Genomic DNA, 19,733 nt, shown 5'->3' with positions numbered 1-19,733 from the left:
AAGGGTGGCTGCGGCCGTCACGAGGGATAATCCCCTGCCAGCGCGCCGAACAGGATGACGGCGGCGGTGGACGCGGCGCCGCCGCGCGCAAGCTGCTCGGCGAGCTCGGCAATGGTGGTGCGGACCAGCCGTTCGTCAGACCGCCCGAGGGATTCGGCGAACAGCGCCGGGGTGGTCGGGGCGAGGCCGTGCGCGATCAATCTTGCGGCAAGCGCCGGAAAGGTGCGCCGGCCCATATAGACCACGGTCGTCGCCTCAGGGTCCGCCAGCGCCGCCCAATTCAGGTTCTGCGGCAGCTCGCCGCTGACATCGGCACCGGTGATGAACTGCACCCGGCGGGAGGTATGTCGGCGGGTCAGGGGAATGCCGGCCTGGGCTGCGGCGACGCAGGCGGATGTGACACCGGGAATGATCTCGTAGCCGATGCCCGCCTCGCGCAGCGTCTCCAGCTCCTCCTCGAGCCGGCCGAAAATGCCGGCATCGCCCGACTTCAGCCGTACGACGCGGGCGCCGGTTCCGGCATAGTCGACCAGGAGACGGTTGACATGGTGCTGCTTGGTCGAGGGCCGCCCCGCCCGCTTCCCCACCGCGACGAGATTGGCGCCGGGCCGGGCGAGATCGAGGATCGCGCCGGAGGCGAGGTCGTCATAGAGCACGACGTCGGCCTCGCGCAGCCGCGCGGCCCCCCTCACCGTGAGCAGCTCGGGATGGCCAGGACCGGCGGAAATGAAGGAGACGAATCCGCTCACCGGTCCTCCGCGATCAGATGGAAGAATGTGCCGGTGGCGCGGCCGCGCTGCGAGCCGGTCTCGGCGATGACGGCGCCCGTCGCATCGTGCACGACCGCCAGCGGCGCATCAGGCTGCGCGACGATCGTCGAATAGTGGAACTCGTGGCCGCGCAGGCGTGCACCGGCCTGATGTCCCGGCATCGGGGATGCGAGCGTGGCGAGACGATAACCAAGATGCATCCGCCGTTTGGCAAAGCTCGTCTCGAGGCCAAGCAGGCCCGCCATCTCATGGCGGACGCCGTCGGCATCGGTCAAAGCAGCTCCCAGCACCATATAGCCTCCGCACTCGCCATGCACCGGCCGTGTCTCGGCGAACGCGCGCAGGCCGCTGCGAAAGCGCGCATTGGCCGCGATCTTGCCGGCGTGCAGCTCGGGATAGCCGCCGGGAAGCCAGCAGACGTCGGCGCTCGCGTCAGGCGCTTCATCGGCGAGCGGAGAGAATGTCGAGATCTCGGCGCCCGCCGCGCGCCAGGCTTCCAGCATATGCGGATAGACGAAGGAGAATGCCGGATCGCGGGCCAGCGCGATGCGCTGGCCGGGCGGCGTCACATTCAGACCGTTCGCCGCAGGTTGCGGCGACCATTTGGCTGCCGATTGCAACACCACATCGAGATCGACGTGCTCGGCAATAAAGCGCGCGGCCTCGTCGATCAGCTTGCCGATCTCCGCCTGCTCCTCGGCCTGCACCAGGCCGAGATGCCGCTTCGGCAGGCTGATCTCGGCATGACGCGGCAGCGCGCCGAACACGGCGATTCCTGCATCGTTGAGCGCACGCCGCACGAGATCTTCATGACGCGGGCTGGCGACACGGTTGAGCACGACGCCCGCAAGGCGCACGCCGGCGCGATAATCGCGAAGGCCTGCGGCGATCGCCGCCGCAGTCTGCGCCTGGCCAGAGGGATCGATCACCAGAACCACCGGCCAGCCGAGCAACTCCGCAATATCAGCGGTGGCACCGGTGCCGGAGACACCGCGTGCGGCAACACCGTCGAACAGGCCCATCGATCCCTCGGCGAGCACGACATCGGCGTCGGCACCGCGGCTGACGAGATGCGCGATGCCTGCGCGGTCCATCGCCCAGCTGTCGACATTGACGGAGGCGCGTCCCGTGGCGGCAGCGTGAAAGGCGGGATCGATGTAGTCGGGGCCGCTCTTGAAGCACTGCACGTTCAATCCGCGATGGCGCCAGGCGCGGGCAAGCGCCAGCGTCAGCGTCGTCTTGCCAACACCGGAGGCCGGCGCGGAGATCACGAGCCCTGCGGGCATCACGATGCCTCCGGAAAACGCGGCTCGGCGCCCATGGGCCGATAGCGACGATCGTAGTCGGCGGCGTAGAGGCGGCTCTCGTCAAAATCCGCCGAGCCCAGTGTCCGGCCGACCAGGATCAGAGCGGTGCGCTCCATCTCCGTACCGACGGCCGCATCGAGCGAGCCGAGCGTGGCACGAACGATGCGCTCGTCCGGCCAGCTCGCGCGCCAGACAATTGCGACGGGGCAGTCCGCGCCATAATGCGGCGTGAGCTCGGCGACGACCTTGTCGAGCAGGTGAATCGACAGATGGACCGCGAGCACCGCGCCGGTCGCGGCGAATGCGGCAAGCTTCTCGCCTTCGGGCATTGCGCTGGCCCGCCCCGGCGTGCGCGTCAGCACGACCGTCTGGGCAAGACCGGGCAGCGTGAGTTCAGCCTCCAGCGCCGCGGCAGCAGCTGAGAACGACGGCACGCCCGGCGTCACCGAAAAGGGAATGCCGAGCGCGCGCAAACGGCGGATCTGCTCGCCCATCGCCGACCAGATCGAGAGGTCGCCGGAATGCACCCGTGCCACATCCTTGCCTGCCGCATGCGCGGCGGCGATCTCCGCTATGATCCCGTCGAGCGACAGCGGCGCGGTATTCACGATGCGCGCACCGGGCGGGCAATGCGCCAGCACGCCCTCCGGCACCAGCGAGCCGGCATAGAGGCAGACCGGAGAGGCAGCGATCAGATCGCGGCCGCGCAGCGTCAATAAATCGGCAGCGCCAGGCCCAGCGCCGATGAAATGCACCGTCATGCGCCGTCTCCTTCCGCGATTGCGGCAGTGGCCGAGCGATCCTGCGAGACTACACGCGTCGCAATCAGCCGCGCGCGAGGACCGGCGGCAGCAAGGGCCGCAGCTTCGGCTACCGATCCGGTGCCGAACTTTTCCACGACGAGCTTTGACTGCGTCCGCGTGTCGACACCAGACAGCACATCGGCCGGAACGGCCTTGATCGGCACACCACATTCGCGTGCGAGCTGCTTCAACACCTCTGCGTCGGCCTTGTCGCTGACTGTCGCCACCGCCGCGAGGCCTTCCGGACCGCCGGCCGCCAGCAGTGCCTCGCGCAGCGAAGCCAGCGAGACATCCTTCTTGAATCCGAATCCCGCGACCTTCATCGGATCGCACTCCATTGCACCACGGGCCGCGTCGCTTCCCACGACCGGTAACGGCCGAGCGGGGCGGCATGGGCCATCTCCACCCGCATCAACTCGCCGCCGTGACGCTGGTGCAATTCGCCGAGCAGCGCTTCCGTTTCCAGCGTGACCGAATGTGCAACCAGCCGAGCGCCCGGCGCAAGTCGGGACCAGATCACAGCGAATATTGTACTATCAAGGCCGCCGCCGATGAAGACAGCATCCGGCGGGTCCTGCGCAGCAAGGGCTTCGGGCGCCTTGCCTGCAATGACGTGGATCCGATGCGCCAGTCCGAACGCCGCTGCATTGCTGCGAACGTTCGCGGCGCGATCTTCACGCAGCTCGATGGCGGTGGCCGTCCCACCACACAGCGCCCACTCCACCGAGATCGAACCCGAACCGGCGCCGACGTCCCACAGCCTTTCGCCGGGCCGCGGCGCCAGCGCCGAGAGGGCGAGCGCGCGCACCGGCCGCTTGGTGATCTGGCCGTCATGGACGAAGAGATCGTCCGATAATCCCGAACTGCGGGGAACGCCTTTGCCTCCCCGCGCCTGCACCGCCACCGCAACCAGATTGCCGGCAATATCCCCAGCAAAGAGATCGGCGCGATGCTGGTCGATCATTTCGCGTGGGCCGCCAAGCGCAGCGAGAGTCCACACGAGTGAGGCGCCCCATCCACGTTGCGTCAGCCACTTCGTGAGATCGCCGACCGCCGTTGCGTCGCGCACCAGGCATATGATGCGTGCATCTTGCGCCAGATGCGGCACGAGACGCTCGAATGGCGCCGCATGAAGGCCGAGGCACACAACCGACTCGAGGCGCCAGCCCAGCCGCGCGGCCGCAAGCGAGAATGTCGACGGTGCGGAATGCGCGATCCATTCCCCGCCGTCGAGCTTCTCGGCGAGACTCGCGCCGGCGCCATGCCAGAACGGATCGCCGGAGGCGAGCACCACCGTCGGCCTGCCACTGCAGCTCAGCACGACATCCGCATCGAACGGCACCGGCCACGGCTGGCCGCGGCCGCCGACCTCCGCAAGCGCAAGGTGGCGCTCGCCACCGAACACGGTTTCAGCCTCGGCAAGCGCCTTTCGGCTTGCCTCGGACAGCCCGGCAAGGCCATCTTCGCCGATACCGATGATGGTCAGCCAGGGATCAGCCAAGGAATCACTCATGACACGCGCCCTCATTCTGGGCGGAACGGCCGATGCGAGCCTGCTCGCAGCGGAGATCGCGCGCGCCGGCGTCGACGCCGTCTATTCCTATGGCGGCCGCACCCGCGCGCCGGCCGACCAGCCGCTGCCGACTCGCATCGGCGGTTTTGGTGGCGTGAGCGGGCTGGCCGATTACATTCGTCGTGAAGCCATTACACATGTGATCGACGCAACGCATCCCTTTGCCGCCGAGATGAGCCGCAATGCCGTCGCGGCTTGCGCAGAAGCGGGTACGCCGTTGATTGCACTGGAACGCGCGCCCTGGACGAGAGCGACCGGCGATCACTGGATCGAAACTCGCGATGTCAACGCGGCAGCCGCTGCGTTGCCCGAGGCGCCCGCAAACGTGTTCCTCGCCATCGGCCGTCAGCACATCGCGCCGTTTGCGAGCAGGCCGCAGCATGTCTACACGTTGAGGTTCGTCGATCCGCCAGAGGCGCCCCTGCCCTTCGCCGCCGACGTGATCGTATCGCGCGGGCCATTCACGCTCGAAGGCGAGCTCGAGATGATGCGCACGCGCGGCATCGCCTGGATCGTCGCCCGCAATTCCGGTGGCGAAGGCGCACGCGCCAAGATCGACGCCGCCCGCATGCTCGGCCTGCCCGTGATCATGATCTCGCGACCGCAACTGCCCGAGCGGTTGCGGGCCGAAAGCGTTACGGAGGTGATGCAGTGGCTCGGTCATCGGACCTGCCTCGGTGCATAGACCCAGCGGCCGACCTGGCGCGTCTGCGAATTGCCGACGATCACGAGCGTGCGCATGTCGGCCATCTCGGGTGTCGCCTCGTCCAGCATGACGGTCGTGATCTTCTCGTCAGCCGCGCTGATCGCGCGTGCGAAGATCACCAGGCGTTCGCCGCAACCGGCCTCTCGAAGCACCGCAAGCGCGCGGCCAAATCCTTCCGGCCGGCTCGCCGAGCGCGGATTGTACATCGCAATGGCAAAATCGGCTTCCGCGGCCAGCCGCAAACGCTTCTCGATCACCGTCCACGGCTTGAGATTGTCCGAGAGATTGATCGCGCAGAAATCATGGCCGAGCGGCGCGCCCGCACGCGCGGCCGCCGCCAGCATCGCGGTGATACCCGGCAACACGCGGATCGGCAGCTGCTGCCATTGCGGCGCCTGTTCGAGCGCCTCGAACACGGCCGAGGCCATCGCGAACACGCCGGGATCGCCGGAGGACACGACGACGACCTGCCCGCCTTCGTCCGCAAGTCGCAGGGCCTCGCGCGCGCGTTGCAACTCCTCGCGATTGTCCGACGGGTGCAGCCTGAGCCCAGCCCGCGGCGGCACACGCGCGACATAGGGCGCGTAGCCCAGAATGTCAGTCGCGGCTGCAAGCGCGGCGGAAACCTCCGGCGTCAGCAGCGCGTCGCTCCCGGGCCCGAGGCCTGCGATGGTCAGCGTGCCCGTCATTCGGCCGCCTCCAGATGCCGGCCCTTGCCGTGCACGAGCACGATCGCAAAATAAGGACAATCGGCGACATCGATCTCGGCGAGCCGCGCGACACGTTCGCCGGGCATGGTGCCGCGCTCGACCAGCCAGGCATCGCCCAGCCGGCCGGCAGAGCCAAGCGCGCGGCGCACCTTTGCGAGATTGCGGCCAGTCTTCATGACGACGAGCGCATCGGAATCGCGCATGCGCCGTTCGAGCTCGTCTTCGGGGAGCGTGCCCATCAACACCGTCGTCACGTCGTCGCCGAGCGCGATCGGCCGTCCGACTCCGTTCCAGCACCCGACCATGCCGGGAATCCCTGCGATCACCTCGATCTCGACGCGGCCCTGCAGGCGCGTGTGCAGATGCATGAACGAGCCGTAGAAGTAGGGATCGCCCTCGCAGAGCACGACGACATCGACCGCGCGCGCCAGACGCGCCAGGCGCTCGGCCCATTCATCATGAAAGCCGGCGAGCAGCTGCACGTATTCGGGGCTGTCGAAAGCGATCTCCGTAGTCACAGGATATTCCATGGGATATTCGGTGACATCAGGAGCGAGCATGCCTTCGACGATGCGCCGCGCCTGACCCGGCCTTCCCTTCTTGCGGAAATAAGCCACGTGCTTGGCCGCGCGCACCGCGCGGTCGGCGCGCACGCTCATCAAATCGGGATCCCCGGGGCCGAGACCGCAGCAGATGATGCGTCCCATGGCTATTCGCTCCGGCTCGCCAGCGCGTTCACGGCAGCAACCGTGATCGCGGAGCCGCCGAGGCGGCCCTCGACCGTCAGTGCCGGCACCGGCGGATCCTCCATCAGCGCGGCTTTCGATTCGGCGGCGCCGACGAAGCCGACCGGACAGCCGATGATCGCCGCAGGCCGGGGGCAGTCGCGATCCTCCAGCATGTTGAGCAGATGAAACAGCGCGGTCGGCGCATTGCCGATCGCGACGATCGCGCCGCCCAGATACGGCCTCCATAGCTCCAGCGCCGCAGCCGAGCGCGTGTTGCGCATGGATTGCGCGAGCGCGGGAACGGCGGAGTCTCCGAGCGTGCAGATGACGGCATTCGCCGCCGGCAATCTTGCGCGCGTAATGCCTTCCGAGACCATGCGCGCATCGCACAGGATCGGCGCGCCCTTCTGCAAGGCCGCGCGCGCGAGGGTTGCCATGCCTGACGTGAAGCGGACATGCGCCTCCAGGCCGACCATGCCGGCGGCGTGGATCATGCGCACCACCACCGGCTCCTCGTCGGGCGTAAAGCGCGCAAGATCGGCCTCGGCCCGAATGGTCGCAAAGGATTGCCGGTAGATCGCCGCGCCGTCGGTCTCGTAGGTGTGCGGCATCAGTTCCCTCCGACCAGGATGGAGGGATCGCTGACGATATCGGCGCCGCTCAGCCCGCGCAGGATCGGCTCGTCGCGGGTCGAGCCGTTGCGGACGAGATCGAATCCGGCATGCGTCGCAATCAGCGTGACCGCAGCCCTGCCGGAATGGGCGCAGCCCTTGCCGCAGCCGGAGACGTGGAGCCGCGTATCGGCGGCAATGCGCGGCGCCAGCGCTGCTGCGAGCGCGCGCGTATCGGCATGGGCTTCCCGGCAGCGCGGTGCGCCGCTGCAGGCGATGACGCGCAGCGCCGGATCGTACGGCTCGGTGATGAGGCCCGCCCCGCTCGGCATCTCGCGCTTACCCTCGCTGAGCACCATCCGCCAGGGCGTCATGCGCAGCGCATGTCCGCAACCGGAGAACTGATGGAGCGTGGCGTGGAGCATCTGCCCGAACGCGACGCCGACCATCGCGCCTTGCGGATAGTGCCCGGGCCGAGCCGCGGCCATCACGGGCGCCGGCTCGGTCTCGCCGCGCAGCGATTGAGGCAACGCCGTCCCGGACGCGATGTGGGCCGCCATGCGCCCGCGCCCGCCCCTCGCGCCGCCGGAGATGATGAACCAGCTTGCGAGCGCCAGCGCCGTGCTCACGGCCTGTCCGCGGGCGACCGAGCGGCCGAGCCTCGCGCCGTCGGGCCGCACCAGGAGACGGCCCGAGCGATCGCGCTCGATGCGTATGTCGGCGGAATCGCCGGCCAGGACGCGCGACCTTCCGTCATCGATGGCGAAGCCGAACTTGGTGGGAAGCGCGAGGCCGGAATCGGCAAGCGCCTCCTCGAGCTCCGCAGCGAGCGACTGCGTTTCGTCGCCGCTGCTCCAGAACGGCGTCACCAGGATGTTGCGTCGAGCTTCGATGTCGGCGTCGCGGTCGAGCAGCTGGAGCTGCGCAAGGCCGTCGAGCAACGGAAGATGGCTCTCCTCCTTGACGCCCCTGATCTGGAGATTGGCCCGGCTTGTGACGTCGATCAGGCCGTTGCCGAAGCGCTCGGCGAGTTCGGCCAGCCCGGAGATCTGTGGCGCTTCAAGGCGCCCGCCAAACGGACGCACGCGCACCACGAGCCCGTCGCCCGATAGCATCGGTCGCAGCGCGCCGGGACACCAGCCCTTGACTGCCGCCGCGCTCATGAGGCCTCCCGCAGCGCCGCCGCGATCGAATTGCGGCGGGTTCGCCAGAGTGAGGCTTCGTGCAGCCGTGTGAAGCAGGCCTCCATCGCGGCGAGCGCGAACGGATTTTCACGGGCCATGAAGGCGCGGACGTCGTCGTTGCCGAGTGTCGCATCGTAATAGAGGTCGAACAGATGCGGCGGCACGGCGCCGGCGAGATGCGCGAAGGCGGCCATATGCTCCAGCGTCGCGGTGATCTCGGCGGCGCCACGAAAGCCGTGACGCATCATGCCCGCGATCCAGGCCCGATTGGCCGCGCGTGCCCGGACGACACGTGAAATCTCCTCCGTCAGCGTGCGCGCATGCGGCTCGCCGGATCGTGTCGCATCGAGATGATAGAGTGACGGCGCGCCTGCACCGAGGCGGGCTGCAGCCGCAGCGACGCCCGCTTCATGCGCGGCATAGTCAGCGGCGAGCAGGAGATCGGTTTCCGGCAAGTCCTGGATATGGACAAAAGCGTCTGCGGACGCGAGGCGCTGCTCGATGCCGGTACGATCCGGCTGCATCGTACCATCCGCGGAGAACGCCCAGGACGATGCCGACAACCAGGCTTCGCCGGCCGCATCGCGCGTCTCGGATGTGAAGGCATCCGGGATCGCCGAGAGGCCGACGCCATATTGTCCGGGCCGCGGCGCGAACACGCGGGCCACGCGGTGACGATACGGATTCTCGTCGCCCTCGTCCTCGCGCTCCGCAAGCGCCCCGGAAGCGGCTTCGAACAATTGCGCGAGACCCGCGAAGACATCGCGGAACAGGCCCGACACGCGTAGCGAGACGTCGATGCGCGGACGGCCGAGTTCGGCCGGCGCGATGATGTCGTACCCGGTGACGCGGCCGGAGGCGTGATCCCAGCGCGGCGCAAGGCCGGCCAGGTGCAGCGCCATGGCGAATTCCTCGCCGGCGGTGCGCATCGTCGCCGAGCCCCAGAGATCGACGATGAGGCCCTTCGGCCAGTCGCCATGATCCTGCAAATGGCGGCGGAGCAGCTCTTCGGCGAGCTTGATGCCTTGCGCATGCGCAGACGGCGTCGGCACCGCGCGCGGATCGACGGCGAAGAGATTGCGCCCGGTCGGCAGCACGTCCTGGCGGCCGCGATAGGGCGAGCCCGATGGTCCCGGCGCAACGCGTCGGCCTGCCAGCGCAGCAAGCAGCGCGTCCCGCTCCGCTTCGCCGCAAGCTCCGCGGCCGAACACATGCAAGCCGTCGCCGAACTGGCTCTCCTTGAGATCGCAGACGAAGCGATCGATCCGCGGGATCGCTTCGGCCGGCGCCGCCGATGCATCGAGACCGAGATCCTCTTCGAGGCCGGCGGCGCGGGCCTCGTCGCGGATCGCCGCGATGAGGCGCTGCCGGCGGGCGGGATCGAGACCGTCGGCGGTCGAATATTCGTCGAGCAGCCGCTCGAGACGGCGCAGGCCTTCCGGCACCGCGGACATTGCGAGCGGTGGCGGCAAATGGCCGATCGTGACCGCGCCGACGCGCCGCTTGGCCTGAGCGGCCTCGCCGGGATCGTTGACGATGAAGGGATAGATGATCGGGAGATCGCCGGTCAGGGCTTCAGGCCAGCAGTTCGATGACAGCGCCACGGATTTCCCGGGCAGCCACTCCAGCGTGCCGTGCGCGCCCATATGCACGACGGCGCCACAGCCCTGCTGCCCGAGCCAGAGATAGAAGGCGACGTAAGCATGGCGCGGCGTGCGGGCGAGATCGTGATAGTCGGCATCGCGCGAGGCGGCATCGCCGCGCTCCGGCTGAACTGCGACGATCGACCGACCACATTGGATCGCGGCGAAACGGAACGCGCCGTCGCGGCAGCTCGGATCGTCTTCCGGCGAGCCCCAGGCTTGCGCGAGATCATCCCGCAAGGATTGCGGCAGGCGCGAGAGCGCCGCGCGGTACTCGGCGACATTCCAGATCAATTGCTGCTTGAGCAGCGTCTCGCCGAGCGCATGAACCTGAGCAACAGCGAATCCGGCCTCAGCGAGATCGGACACCAACGCTTCGACCGAAGCCAGCGCATCGAGACCGACCGCATGCGCGATCTGGTGCGGCCGGCCGGGATAGTTCGAGAGCACGATCGCCGCCCGCTTCTCGCCGGCCGGCGTCTCGGCAAGCCGCCGCCAGGCCGCGACGCGCGCGGCGACGGCCTTCACACGCTCCGCATCGGGCGCGTGCGCCAGATGCGAGAATTGCAGATCGGGATCGCGCATCGCGGACGATTTGAAACTCACCACGCCCGCGAACAGGCGTCCATCGACCTCGGGCAGCACCACATGCATCGCAAGGTCGCCGGGCGACAGGCCGCGGAGCGACTCCGCCCAATCCTCGCGCCGCGCCGTGGAGAGCGCGACCTGAAACACGGGGCACGTCGCGGCATCGAACGGCGTCGTGCCGTCGTCGCCCACGGCCGAGAACGCCGTTGCGTTGACGATCGCGGCTGGAGGATCTTGCGCAAGATATGCGCGCAGCCAATCGGCGGCGCCCGGAGCCTTCAGCGAGGTGACGAAGGCGCCATGGGCGTCGAATCCCCTCTCGCGCAGCGCGGCAATCAGGGCATCGACCGGGCCGGTGTCCGCAGCGGTGAGATAGGAACGATAGAACGTCACTAGCGCGCGCGGCTTCCCCTCGCGGTCCGCCGGCGCCGCAATGACGCCGCGCGCGGGATCGTAGAACCCCATCTCGGGCACGCTCATCTCGCCGACGACCGGACCGGCATAGAGACCCGAGGCCAGCGCGAGCTGCGCGATAGCCGCTTGCGCCGCGACCGGGCCGCCCGTGTCGCAGAGCACCTTGAGCCGGCGCAGCGTCGAGACCGGCAGGGTCGAGTATGCATCGAGCCGCGCGTCGTCGCGGCCGTCGGCCGGCAGCACGGCCAGCACGATATTGCGGTCTCTCGCAAGTTGCTGCAGGGCCGCGAGCCCGTACGGCCAGTAGGACTCACCACCGATCAGGCGCACGAGGATGCCGCGCGCCTGCGACAGCGTACGCTCGATATAGGTGTCGACCGACAGCGGATGACGGAGCTCCGCAAGATTGGCGAGCCGCAGCGACGGCAGGCTGTCGCGCCCACGCCGCCAGCCGGCCGCGAACGCAGCCAGATCGGAATCGGAATACGAGAGCACCACGAGATCGGCCGGGTCCTGGCCGATATCTCTTGGCGTCGCGGTCTCCTCCAGACCGCGGCTCTCGCGGAAGACGACGTGCATCAGACGCCCAGTCCTGACCTGATCGCGGCCTCGTCGATGTCACCGTGCTCGCCGATCACGACCAGCTTTGACTGCCTGAGACCCGTGCCCCAGGGCTTGTCGAACTGGTGACGCACGCGCTCGCCGACGGCCTGCAGCAGGAGGCGCATCGGCTTGCCCGCGACCGCGATATAGCCCTTGGCGCGCAGCACGTTCTGCTCGCGCGCCAGACGCTGGACCGAGGCCACCAGTGCATCGATATCCGCGACCTCCGGAAGATCGATCACGACGGAGGCGAAATCGTCGTGCTCGTGCTCCTCCTCGCCGTCATGATGCGACGGGCGCGCGGCGAGATCGTTCTCGGCGGCAGCGCCAAGACCGAGGATGACACGCGCATCGATCGCACCGTCGGTGATGGGAAGCATCGGCACGCGGCGCGGCATCTCGGCGATGATCGCCGCCTTGGCGGCTTCGATTCCCGCCGCGCCCGCGAGATCCGCCTTGGTCAGCAGCACGATGTCCGCGCAGGCGATCTGGTCCTCGAACACTTCCGACAGCGGCGTCTCGTGGTCGAGATTCTCGTCCGCCGCGCGCTGCGCATCGACCGCGGCCGGATCCGGCGCGAAGCGGCCGGCTGCGACGGCTTCGGCATCGGCCAGCGCGATCACGCCATCCACCGTGATGCGCGAACGGATCTCCGGCCAGTCGAATGCCTTCAGCAGCGGTTTTGGCAGTGCCAGGCCCGAGGTCTCGATCAGGATGTGATCGGGCTTCACGGGGCGCGCCAGCAACTGCTCCATGGTCGGAATGAAATCGTCGGCGACGGTGCAACAGATGCAGCCATTGGCGAGCTCGACGATGTTCTCCTCCGGACAATTGGCGTCAGCGCATGATTTCAGGATCTCGCCGTCGACGCCCTCGCTGCCGAACTCGTTGACCAGCACGGCGAGCTTCTTGCCGCCCGCATTGCTGAGCAGATGCTGGATCAGCGTGGTCTTGCCGGAACCGAGAAACCCCGTAACCACCGTAACGGGGACTTTTGCGAGCGAGTTCATTCGGCGGCCTCCGGCACGACGGCAATGGGGGGAATGCGGGCAAGCGACTGCTTGCGGAATATTTCCGGCCGGCTGCGCCAGGGCACGAGGCCGTCGGGCGCGGCCGCATAGGCCGCGGCGCCCGCGACCACGTCGTTCGCATTCGTCTCCGACAGGCGGCCGTAGACATAGGACCAGCGGCCGGGAGCGCTGAGCGCGACCGAGCAGCCCTGGCTGCAGGCCGACAGGCATTCCACGGGAACCACATTGACGCCGTCGGGGACGCCGGCGTCGAGGATCGCGCCATGCAGGCGCTTGCCGGGCGTCGTCTCGCCCTCGCCAAGCGTCTCGCCGGCGCGGCAGGTGATGCAGACGTGAAGTGTGACGGTCATCGCCTCTTCCAGGATAGTCGGCGGGAGGCGAGAGGCGCACGGACCCTGACTCGAGAGGCCCGTTTCCCCGTCGCGGAACACCCCGTCCGCCGGTCCAAAACTCGTCCGCGCTGGCAGGTCTCCCGGCTTGCGGAGCAGGGCTTTGCCCTTCGATCCCCGCCTTCCCGATTCCCAAGGGGATCAGTGGCTTCGGGCATCTCTCCGGTCACGGTCGCGGGGGCGGCTGCATTTTGGACCCAAATCTTGCCGATTCGGACCCTATCGCATTCCCTCTTCGCCTGTCATAGGACAGGAACCAACGCCGGGCCACCATTTGCCGGTGGCCGCCACTTGTCAAGCCGAAGGACCGGGTACCATGACGCCTGAACCGGATACCCAAACAGCTGAGGAAACCGACGCCCGGCACGCCAAGAAAATGGCGAAGAAGAAGGCTGCCCGCGACAAGATCATGGCGGCCAAGAGCGGCGAAAAGGGCCTGATCATCGTTCACACCGGTGCCGGCAAGGGCAAATCCTCCTCGGCCTTCGGCATGATCGTCCGCTGCGTCGCCCATGGCTTCCCTTGCGCGGTCGTGCAGTTCATCAAGGGCGCCTGGGACACCGGCGAGCGACGCCTTCTCACCGGCCATTTCGGCGATCTCTGCCAGTTCCACGCGATGGGCGAAGGTTTTACCTGGGAGACGCAGGACCGCGCTCGCGACATCGCCGCCGCGCGCGCCGGCTGGGAGAAGGCCAAGGAACTGATCCGCGATGAAAGCTTGCGCATGGTCGTGCTCGACGAGATCAACATCGCGCTGCGCTACGATTATCTCGACATCACTGAAGTGGTCGACTTCCTGACGACGCAGAAGCCGCCGATGACGCATGTCGTGCTCACCGGGCGCAACGCCAAGGACGAGTTGATCGAGATCGCCGACCTCGTCACCGAGATGACGCTGGTCAAGCACCCATTCCGCTCCGGCATCAAGGCGCAGGCCGGCGTCGAGTTCTGATTGGGCTCCGCGATGACGCGCGCATTGATGATCCAGGGGGCCGGCTCGGACGTGGGCAAGTCGCTCATCGTCGCCGGCCTTGCGCGTGTCTTCACGCGGCGCGGCCTGCGCGTGCTCCCCTTCAAGCCGCAGAACATGTCGAACAACGCGGCCGTGACCGTCGACGGCGGCGAGATCGGACGCGCCCAGGCGCTGCAGGCGCTGGCCGCCGGAGTCGAGCCGCACACCGACATGAACCCGGTGCTGCTCAAGCCCGAGACCGATGTCGGCGCGCAGGTCATCGTTCACGGCAAGCGCATCGCCACGGCGCGTGCGCGCGACTACGCCGCGATGAAACCGTCATTGATGGGCGCGGTGCTGGAGAGCTTCGAGCGGCTGAAGGCGCGCGCCGATCTCGTGCTGGTCGAAGGCGCCGGCAGTCCGGCCGAGGTGAACCTGCGCAAGGCCGACATCGCCAATATGGGCTTTGCACGCAAGGCAGACGTGCCGGTCGTGCTGGTCGGCGACATCGACCGCGGCGGCGTCATCGCCCAGCTCGTCGGCATCAAGACGGTGATCGACCCCGACGATGCCGCGATGATCCGCGGATTTGTCATCAACAAGTTCCGCGGCGATCCCACGCTGTTCGACGACGGCTACAGGCTGATCGAGGAGAGGACGGCCTGGCGCGGCTTCGGCGTGCTGCCCCGGTTCGCGCGTGCCGGCGAACTGCCGGCCGAGGATGCGCTCGGCCTGCGCGATGCGCGCAAGCCCGGCCAATGCAAGATCGCCTGTCTCGCACTGTCGCGGATCGCCAATTTCGACGACCTCGATCCGCTCAAGCTCGAGCCGGGCGTCGATCTCGTGATGGTCCGTCCCGGCGAAGCCATTCCGGGCGACGTGCGCCTCGTCATCATTCCCGGCTCGAAATCCACTCGCGGCGACTTGGCCTTCCTTCGCGCGCAGGGCTGGGACATCGATCTCCTCGCGCACCACCGCCGGGGCGGCCACGTGCTCGGCCTCTGCGGCGGCTATCAGATGCTGGGGCGCAGCGTTGCGGACCCGCAAGGAATCGAGGGTCCCGCGGGCGACACGCCCGGCCTCGCGCTGCTGGATGTCGAGACGATGATGAGCCCGCAGAAGACGCTGACGCGGGTCACGGCCGTGCATGCCGCCACCGAGCAGCCGATCGAAGCCTACGAAATCCATATCGGCCGGACCGACGGCCCCGATCGCGCCCGCCCGTTCGCGAAACTCAATGGCGAGCCGGAAGGCGCGATCTCGAGGGATGGACGCGTGCAAGGCAGCTATCTGCATGGCCTGTTCAGTTCGGATGATTTCCGCAAGGCGTTCCTGGCCAGGCTCGACATTCCCGCAGGCGACGAGCCCTATCGCGCCAGGGTCGAAGACGCGCTCGATGCGCTCGCCGACCACATCGAAACCCATCTCGACGTCGAAGGTCTGCTTGCGCTAGCGCGGTAGGACCTCGGCAAGGCGCGCCCATTCGGCGTCGCTGCCGGGAAGCCCGAGGCGCAGCCATGTCGGCTTTTGGGCGAAGACGCGGGACCAGATCTGGCGACGCGCGAGCTTCTCTTGCGCGGCCAGCGCGTGAGGCGTCTCGTACAAGCGAAACAGCGGCGCGCCGCCGACAAGCCGCCAGCCCTGCGCCCGCGCCATGTCGTCGAGGCGGCCACAGTCGCGCGCAAGCCGCGCGGACGTGGCCCCGGCCCAGGCCTCGTCGCGCAAGGCGCGGCAGCCGATCTCGATCGCCGCTCCCGAGACCGGCCATGGACCCGACATCGCCGCGAGCCTGGCGATATCGGCGGCATTGCCGATCGCGAAGCCGAGCCGCAGGCCGGCAAGGCCATAGAACTTTCCGAAGGAGCGCAAGATCAACAGTCCCGGTCGATCCGCTTCCGGCGCAAGCGACAGCTCCGGCACGGCATCCGCAAAGCTCTCGTCGATCACGAGACGGCCGACGCGCGGCAGCAGTGCCAGCAGATCCCTTGGCATATGACGCCGGCCGTCGGGATTGTTGGGATTGACGACGATGGCGAGATCCGCGCCCGCCAGCGCGTCAGGCTCCGCGATCTCCTGGACCTCCCAGCCTGCAGCCGACAGGACGCCTGCATATTCATTGTAGGTCGGCGCGAGAATGCGGGCGCGACCAGGTGGCGCCAGTTGCGGCAGCAATTGAATGGCGGCCTGCGCGCCGCCCATCGCAATGGCGGGTGCACTCGTGCGGCAGGCCTGCTGTGCAGCCCGATGCAAGGCCTCGATCTCGGCTCGCGACGGCAGCGCGCTCCACGCATGCAAGCTCACCTCACCCACCGGATAAGGCAGCCGGTTGATCCCGGTCGAAAGATCGATCCAGTCTTCCGCGCGTCCACCAAAACGCAGCTGGGCCTGATCCAGATTTCCACCGTGCTCGCGCATGCCCCGTTCTTTCACGCGAAAGCCAGGACCGCAAGCAGGCCTGCGAGCAGCAGCATGGCGCGGCGGTAGACCGTCAGCGCCCCGGCGATCTCGGCGGCGCGCGGATCGCGGGCGCCCTCGTTCAGCCAAGGCTCGTTGGTGATGCTACCGTGATAGATGCGGGGGCCACTGAGCCGCACGCCGAGCCCGCCGGCCATCGCGGCTTCCGGCCAGCCGGCATTGGGCGAGCGGTGACGGCGCGCATCGCGGGTCATGCACGACAGCGCCTCCGATCGCTGCGGTGCCAGCAGTACGAAGAGAAATCCGGTCAGCCGCGCCGGAATGAAATTGGCGACATCGTCGATGCGCGCCGCAGCCCACCCAAAGGCTTCGTGCCGTTCGCTGCGGTGGCCGATCATGGAATCCAGCGTGTTGATGGCCTTGTAGCCGAGGATTCCGGGCAAGCCGAATAGCGCGCCCCAGAACACCGGCGCCACGATGCCGTCGGAGGCGTTCTCCGCGAGACTCTCGATCGCCGCACGCGCGATGCCGGCTTCATCGAGCGCCGCGGGATCGCGGCCGACGATGTGGGACACCGCGTCTCGTGCAGCGGCGATGTCGCCGGCCTGCAACGGGGCTGCGACGGCGGCAACGTGGTCGTGCAGCGAGCGCAAGGCGACCAGGGGCCAGGCCAGGATGCCCACCAGCATGATCTGGATCCAGCCTGAGGGAAGCAAGGATTGAAGCCCCCAACCGAGCGCGACCGAGAGCGCGATCACCACGAGTGCGCCGGCAACGCCGGCAGCGCGGCGCGACGCCGGCGGATCGGACGCGCGATTCCAGGCGGAGTCGATCGCGGCAATCAGCCAGCCCAGCCAGGTGACGGGATGGCCGATCCGCACGAACAGCGACGACGGCCAGCCCAGAAGGGCATCCACCGCCATCGCCACTGCCATGGCCCCCGCAAATTCCACGCAAATCTCCCGTCTCGCTCCGCCCCTGTTGCGCAAGACGGCGGCCGAGCGCAAGTCCCTCGCCGCATGATTTCGGCTTTGTCTTTGGGCGCGTTTGATGATTAGTGCTGGCGACAGGAGACCTTCATGGCCGTCATCTTGATCACCGGCGGAGCGCGATCGGGCAAGAGCACCCGGGCGGAAGCGCGCGCGCGCAGCTTTCCCGGCCAGCCCGTCTACGTCGCGACCGCCGAGGCGCTCGACGGCGAAATGGAGGAGCGCATCGCTCGACACCGCGCGCGGCGCGGAGCCGACTGGATCGAGCGCGAAGTCCCGCTCGATCTCGTGCCGGCGCTGCTCGCAACCGATGGCGGCGGCGCACGGCTGGTGGACTGCCTGACGCTGTGGCTCTCCAACCTGATGCATGCGGCGCGCGACTGGGAGCGAGACGTGAGGGAACTCGCCGGCGCCCTGCCCCGCTTGAGCAGCCCCGTCATCCTGGTGACCAACGAAGTCGGCCTCGGCATCGTGCCCGACAACGCGCTGGCGCGCAGCTTCCGCGATGCCGCCGGGATCATGAATCAGACCCTTGCCGGTGTCGCCGACGAGGTCGAGTTCGTCGTCGCCGGCCTGCCGATGAAGCTGAAATGATCCCGCGCGCCGAGCTCTTGCGAGACGTCGTCGCCGATCTCAGGATCGCAGCATCGTTCGTCACGATCCTCCCCGTCGCATCGTCCAAGCCCGCCGGCGACGGCGCGATCGCGCGCGCGACCTGGGCGCTGCCCGTCGCGGGACTGCTGGTCGGCCTCGCCGGCGCGTTGATCTACAAGATCTCCATTCGCTTCGGACTGACACCGGGCCTTGCCGCCCTGCTCGTGCTGGCCACGACCGCCCTCATCACCGGCGCGCTGCACGAGGACGGACTTGCCGACACCGCGGACGGACTCGGTGGCGGCCGGACACGCGAGCGCAAGCTCGAGATCATGCGTGACAGCCGGATCGGGACCTATGGTACTTGCGCGCTCATCCTGTCGTTCGGCCTGCGCTGGAGCGCGCTCGCTGCGATCGCAGATCCATGGGCCGTCATGCTGGCGCTGTGCGCTGCGCACGCAGCAAGTCGCGCCGGCGTGCCGGCCTTCATGTCGCTGGTCGCTCCGGCGCGGCCTGACGGGCTGTCGGCCAGCGCCGGTTCGCCGCCGGGCCGCAGCGTCGCCATGGCCTTCGCCGTTGGAACGCTCGCGCTTGCCCTGGCATTGGGCCCGGGCAAGGCGCTGGTCGGCCTGGTCCTGCTGTCGCTCGCCGGCCTGATGCTGGCGCGGCTTGCCATCCGCCAGATCGGCGGGCAGACCGGCGACATCCTCGGCGCGTTCGAGCAGACCGGCGAGATCCTGATCCTGCTGGTTGCCGCCGCGTCGTTCCAGACGGGACATTGACGTCATGGTCGAGTTCGACGACGCCTTCCGCCAGCACTTGCGCGAGCTGTTCGTGTGGCGCCGCGACGTCCGCCGCTTTCGGACCGATCCCCTGCCGGACGGCACTATTCCTCGCCTGATCGATACCGCCTGCCTGTCGCCTTCGGTCGGCCTCAGCCAGCCCTGGCGCTTCGTCATCGTTGACGATCACGCAACACGCCGCGCCGTGATCGAGGACTTCAAATCGTGCAACGCCGATGCGCTGAACGCCTATTCCGGCGACCGCGCAGCGCGCTATGCCACGCTGAAACTATCGGGCCTCGAGCAGGCCCCCGGCCACCTCGCCGTGTTCGCGGACAAGGCCAGCAGCATCGGCCACGGCCTCGGCCGCGCGACCATGCCGGAGACGACCGAATATTCCGTGGTCGCCGCGATCACCGCGATGTGGCTCGCCGCACGCGCCGATGGCGTTGGCCTTGGCTGGGTATCGATCCTGAGCCCGGATCGGATCCGCGCCATTCTCGACGTGCCCAGCGCCTGGAAGTTCATCGCCTATCTCTGCATCGGCTATCCGGAAGCCGAATGCGACCGGCCTGAGCTGGAGCGGGCGGAATGGGAATACCGACGCGGTGCGGACGAGTTCACGCTGCGGCGCTAGTCAGGCGCGGCGCTCGAACGCGGCGGCTCAGACAACCTGGCCGAACCGCAGGTGTCAGGATTTGGCGCTCAGCGGCCCATCCGAGTGCGGTTTCCGTTTGTGATCTTGGCGGACGTCGCTGCCGGGGCCTACTTCCAGCGCCATTTGAAACATTCGAATTGGACCCAAATTAACGGTTCGGATTCAAGCCTCCTTAATTTCTTCACGAGTAAATTTGGGTTGTTGCAACCAATTGATACACGCGACAAATACAATCGGAAGGAGACGAGTAAAGCGGCGCGGGCACGGCGTTGAGCGGTGCATT

20 protein-coding genes and 1 riboswitch are annotated in these 19,733 nt (G+C 68.0%); of the genes, 6 read left to right on the top strand and 14 right to left on the bottom strand.

The window, feature by feature from the left end; all coding sequences use genetic code 11:
* Positions 1-17 precede the first annotated feature (17 nt).
* Genes cobA through cbiT form a run of 5 tightly spaced genes read right to left on the bottom strand, consistent with a single transcriptional unit; the run spans position 18 to position 4,381 of the window.
* Positions 18-749, bottom strand: a complete 732-nt coding sequence (gene cobA, locus XH87_RS32170) for a uroporphyrinogen-III C-methyltransferase (RefSeq protein WP_271590336.1) — start codon at positions 747-749, stop codon at positions 18-20.
* Positions 746-2,056, bottom strand: a complete 1,311-nt coding sequence (locus tag XH87_RS32165) for a cobyrinate a,c-diamide synthase (protein ID WP_271590335.1) — start codon at positions 2,054-2,056, stop codon at positions 746-748. The genes cobA and XH87_RS32165 overlap by 4 nt, the downstream gene beginning before the upstream one ends.
* Positions 2,056-2,838 (bottom strand): precorrin-4 C(11)-methyltransferase, encoded by a 783-nt coding sequence (gene cobM, locus XH87_RS32160; RefSeq protein WP_271590334.1) that lies wholly within the window; start codon positions 2,836-2,838, stop codon positions 2,056-2,058. Before cobM ends, XH87_RS32165 begins: the two co-directional genes overlap by 1 nt.
* Positions 2,835-3,203 carry a cobalamin biosynthesis protein gene (locus XH87_RS32155; RefSeq protein WP_271590333.1) on the bottom strand — a complete coding sequence of 123 codons (369 nt, stop codon included), beginning with the start codon at positions 3,201-3,203 and terminating at the stop codon, positions 2,835-2,837. The genes cobM and XH87_RS32155 overlap by 4 nt, the downstream gene beginning before the upstream one ends.
* Complete coding sequence (cbiT, locus tag XH87_RS32150; protein WP_271590921.1) at positions 3,200-4,381, bottom strand: precorrin-6Y C5,15-methyltransferase (decarboxylating) subunit CbiT; 1,182 nt, start codon at positions 4,379-4,381, stop codon at positions 3,200-3,202. The genes XH87_RS32155 and cbiT overlap by 4 nt, the downstream gene beginning before the upstream one ends.
* A gap of 10 nt (positions 4,382-4,391) precedes the next feature.
* Here cbiT and XH87_RS32145 point away from each other — a divergent pair, with 10 nt between their 5' ends.
* Positions 4,392-5,138: a cobalt-precorrin-6A reductase gene (locus XH87_RS32145; protein WP_271590332.1), complete on the top strand. Its 747-nt coding sequence runs from the start codon at positions 4,392-4,394 to the stop codon at positions 5,136-5,138.
* Here XH87_RS32145 and cobJ read toward each other — a convergent pair.
* From cobJ to XH87_RS32110, 7 genes are read right to left on the bottom strand one after another with little or no spacing between them, the layout of a single operon-like run.
* Positions 5,114-5,848 carry a precorrin-3B C(17)-methyltransferase gene (cobJ, locus tag XH87_RS32140; protein WP_271590331.1) on the bottom strand — a complete coding sequence of 245 codons (735 nt, stop codon included), beginning with the start codon at positions 5,846-5,848 and terminating at the stop codon, positions 5,114-5,116. The genes XH87_RS32145 and cobJ overlap by 25 nt on opposite strands.
* Complete coding sequence (locus XH87_RS32135; protein WP_271590330.1) at positions 5,845-6,576, bottom strand: precorrin-2 C(20)-methyltransferase; 732 nt, start codon at positions 6,574-6,576, stop codon at positions 5,845-5,847. The genes cobJ and XH87_RS32135 overlap by 4 nt, the downstream gene beginning before the upstream one ends.
* A 2-nt stretch (positions 6,577-6,578) precedes the next feature.
* Positions 6,579-7,208 (bottom strand): precorrin-8X methylmutase, encoded by a 630-nt coding sequence (locus XH87_RS32130; protein ID WP_035699398.1) that lies wholly within the window; start codon positions 7,206-7,208, stop codon positions 6,579-6,581.
* Positions 7,208-8,371, bottom strand: coding sequence for a precorrin-3B synthase (gene cobG, locus XH87_RS32125; protein ID WP_271590329.1), 1,164 nt, complete (start codon positions 8,369-8,371; stop codon positions 7,208-7,210). The genes XH87_RS32130 and cobG overlap by 1 nt, the downstream gene beginning before the upstream one ends.
* A complete protein-coding gene (cobN, locus tag XH87_RS32120; protein WP_271590328.1) occupies positions 8,368-11,616 on the bottom strand; it encodes a cobaltochelatase subunit CobN in 3,249 nt (1,082 codons plus the stop codon). Before cobN ends, cobG begins: the two co-directional genes overlap by 4 nt.
* On the bottom strand, positions 11,616-12,650 hold the full coding sequence (gene cobW / locus XH87_RS32115; RefSeq protein ID WP_271590327.1) for a cobalamin biosynthesis protein CobW: 1,035 nt from the start codon (positions 12,648-12,650) through the stop codon (positions 11,616-11,618). Before cobW ends, cobN begins: the two co-directional genes overlap by 1 nt.
* Positions 12,647-13,021, bottom strand: coding sequence for a DUF1636 domain-containing protein (locus XH87_RS32110; RefSeq protein ID WP_271590326.1), 375 nt, complete (start codon positions 13,019-13,021; stop codon positions 12,647-12,649). The genes cobW and XH87_RS32110 overlap by 4 nt, the downstream gene beginning before the upstream one ends.
* A 95-nt stretch (positions 13,022-13,116) precedes the next feature.
* A riboswitch (cobalamin riboswitch) is annotated at positions 13,117-13,336 on the bottom strand.
* A 40-nt stretch (positions 13,337-13,376) separates the two neighbouring features.
* Here XH87_RS32110 and cobO point away from each other — a divergent pair.
* Both cobO and XH87_RS32100 read left to right on the top strand, forming a co-directional pair.
* Positions 13,377-14,012 (top strand): cob(I)yrinic acid a,c-diamide adenosyltransferase, encoded by a 636-nt coding sequence (gene cobO / locus XH87_RS32105; protein WP_271590325.1) that lies wholly within the window; start codon positions 13,377-13,379, stop codon positions 14,010-14,012.
* Positions 14,013-14,024: 12 nt separating this feature from the next.
* A complete protein-coding gene (locus XH87_RS32100) occupies positions 14,025-15,473 on the top strand; it encodes a cobyric acid synthase (protein WP_271590324.1) in 1,449 nt (482 codons plus the stop codon).
* Here XH87_RS32100 and cobD read toward each other — a convergent pair.
* Both cobD and cbiB read right to left on the bottom strand, forming a co-directional pair.
* Entirely contained in the window at positions 15,462-16,427 is a 966-nt protein-coding gene (gene cobD, locus XH87_RS32095; RefSeq protein ID WP_271590323.1) for a threonine-phosphate decarboxylase CobD, read from the bottom strand. The two genes, XH87_RS32100 and cobD, sit on opposite strands and share 12 nt — an antisense overlap.
* An 11-nt stretch (positions 16,428-16,438) precedes the next feature.
* On the bottom strand, positions 16,439-17,380 hold the full coding sequence (cbiB, locus tag XH87_RS32090) for an adenosylcobinamide-phosphate synthase CbiB (protein ID WP_271590322.1): 942 nt from the start codon (positions 17,378-17,380) through the stop codon (positions 16,439-16,441).
* 126 nt (positions 17,381-17,506) lie between these two features.
* On the opposite strand from cbiB, the gene cobU reads away from it, so the two are divergent.
* From cobU to bluB, 3 genes are read left to right on the top strand one after another with little or no spacing between them, the layout of a single operon-like run.
* Positions 17,507-18,010 carry a bifunctional adenosylcobinamide kinase/adenosylcobinamide-phosphate guanylyltransferase gene (gene cobU / locus XH87_RS32085; protein WP_271590321.1) on the top strand — a complete coding sequence of 168 codons (504 nt, stop codon included), beginning with the start codon at positions 17,507-17,509 and terminating at the stop codon, positions 18,008-18,010.
* A complete protein-coding gene (gene cobS, locus XH87_RS32080; RefSeq protein ID WP_271590320.1) occupies positions 18,007-18,792 on the top strand; it encodes an adenosylcobinamide-GDP ribazoletransferase in 786 nt (261 codons plus the stop codon). Before cobU ends, cobS begins: the two co-directional genes overlap by 4 nt.
* A 4-nt stretch (positions 18,793-18,796) precedes the next feature.
* The gene (gene bluB, locus XH87_RS32075; protein ID WP_271590319.1) at positions 18,797-19,429 is read left to right on the top strand and encodes a 5,6-dimethylbenzimidazole synthase; all 633 of its coding nucleotides are present in this window, start codon (positions 18,797-18,799) and stop codon (positions 19,427-19,429) included.
* Positions 19,430-19,733 lie beyond the last annotated feature (304 nt).

Origin of the sequence: Bradyrhizobium sp. CCBAU 53415, assembly GCF_028128735.1 — a bacterium.
GTDB lineage: Bacteria > Pseudomonadota > Alphaproteobacteria > Rhizobiales > Xanthobacteraceae > Bradyrhizobium.
Note: the sequence above shows the minus strand (reverse complement) of the source record. Positions and strands in the feature narration are given on the sequence as shown.

Excerpts from the sequence above, each read along its gene's own strand:
- XH87_RS32165 (WP_271590335.1), bottom strand. The coding sequence starts at position 2,056 with ATGCCCGCAGGGCTCGTGATCTCCGCGCCGGCCTCCGGTGTTGGCAAG.
- cobM (WP_271590334.1), bottom strand. The coding sequence starts at position 2,838 with ATGACGGTGCATTTCATCGGCGCTGGGCCTGGCGCTGCCGATTTATTG.
- XH87_RS32155 (WP_271590333.1), bottom strand. The coding sequence starts at position 3,203 with ATGAAGGTCGCGGGATTCGGATTCAAGAAGGATGTCTCGCTGGCTTCG.
- XH87_RS32145 (WP_271590332.1), top strand. The coding sequence starts at position 4,392 with ATGACACGCGCCCTCATTCTGGGCGGAACGGCCGATGCGAGCCTGCTC.
- cobJ (WP_271590331.1), bottom strand. The coding sequence starts at position 5,848 with ATGACGGGCACGCTGACCATCGCAGGCCTCGGGCCCGGGAGCGACGCG.
- XH87_RS32135 (WP_271590330.1), bottom strand. The coding sequence starts at position 6,576 with ATGGGACGCATCATCTGCTGCGGTCTCGGCCCCGGGGATCCCGATTTG.
- XH87_RS32130 (WP_035699398.1), bottom strand. The coding sequence starts at position 7,208 with ATGCCGCACACCTACGAGACCGACGGCGCGGCGATCTACCGGCAATCC.
- cobG (WP_271590329.1), bottom strand. The coding sequence starts at position 8,371 with ATGAGCGCGGCGGCAGTCAAGGGCTGGTGTCCCGGCGCGCTGCGACCG.
- cobN (WP_271590328.1), bottom strand. The coding sequence starts at position 11,616 with ATGCACGTCGTCTTCCGCGAGAGCCGCGGTCTGGAGGAGACCGCGACG.
- cobW (WP_271590327.1), bottom strand. The coding sequence starts at position 12,650 with ATGAACTCGCTCGCAAAAGTCCCCGTTACGGTGGTTACGGGGTTTCTC.
- XH87_RS32110 (WP_271590326.1), bottom strand. The coding sequence starts at position 13,021 with ATGACCGTCACACTTCACGTCTGCATCACCTGCCGCGCCGGCGAGACG.
- cobO (WP_271590325.1), top strand. The coding sequence starts at position 13,377 with ATGACGCCTGAACCGGATACCCAAACAGCTGAGGAAACCGACGCCCGG.
- XH87_RS32100 (WP_271590324.1), top strand. The coding sequence starts at position 14,025 with ATGACGCGCGCATTGATGATCCAGGGGGCCGGCTCGGACGTGGGCAAG.
- cobD (WP_271590323.1), bottom strand. The coding sequence starts at position 16,427 with ATGCGCGAGCACGGTGGAAATCTGGATCAGGCCCAGCTGCGTTTTGGT.
- cobU (WP_271590321.1), top strand. The coding sequence starts at position 17,507 with ATGGCCGTCATCTTGATCACCGGCGGAGCGCGATCGGGCAAGAGCACC.
- cobS (WP_271590320.1), top strand. The coding sequence starts at position 18,007 with ATGATCCCGCGCGCCGAGCTCTTGCGAGACGTCGTCGCCGATCTCAGG.
- bluB (WP_271590319.1), top strand. The coding sequence starts at position 18,797 with ATGGTCGAGTTCGACGACGCCTTCCGCCAGCACTTGCGCGAGCTGTTC.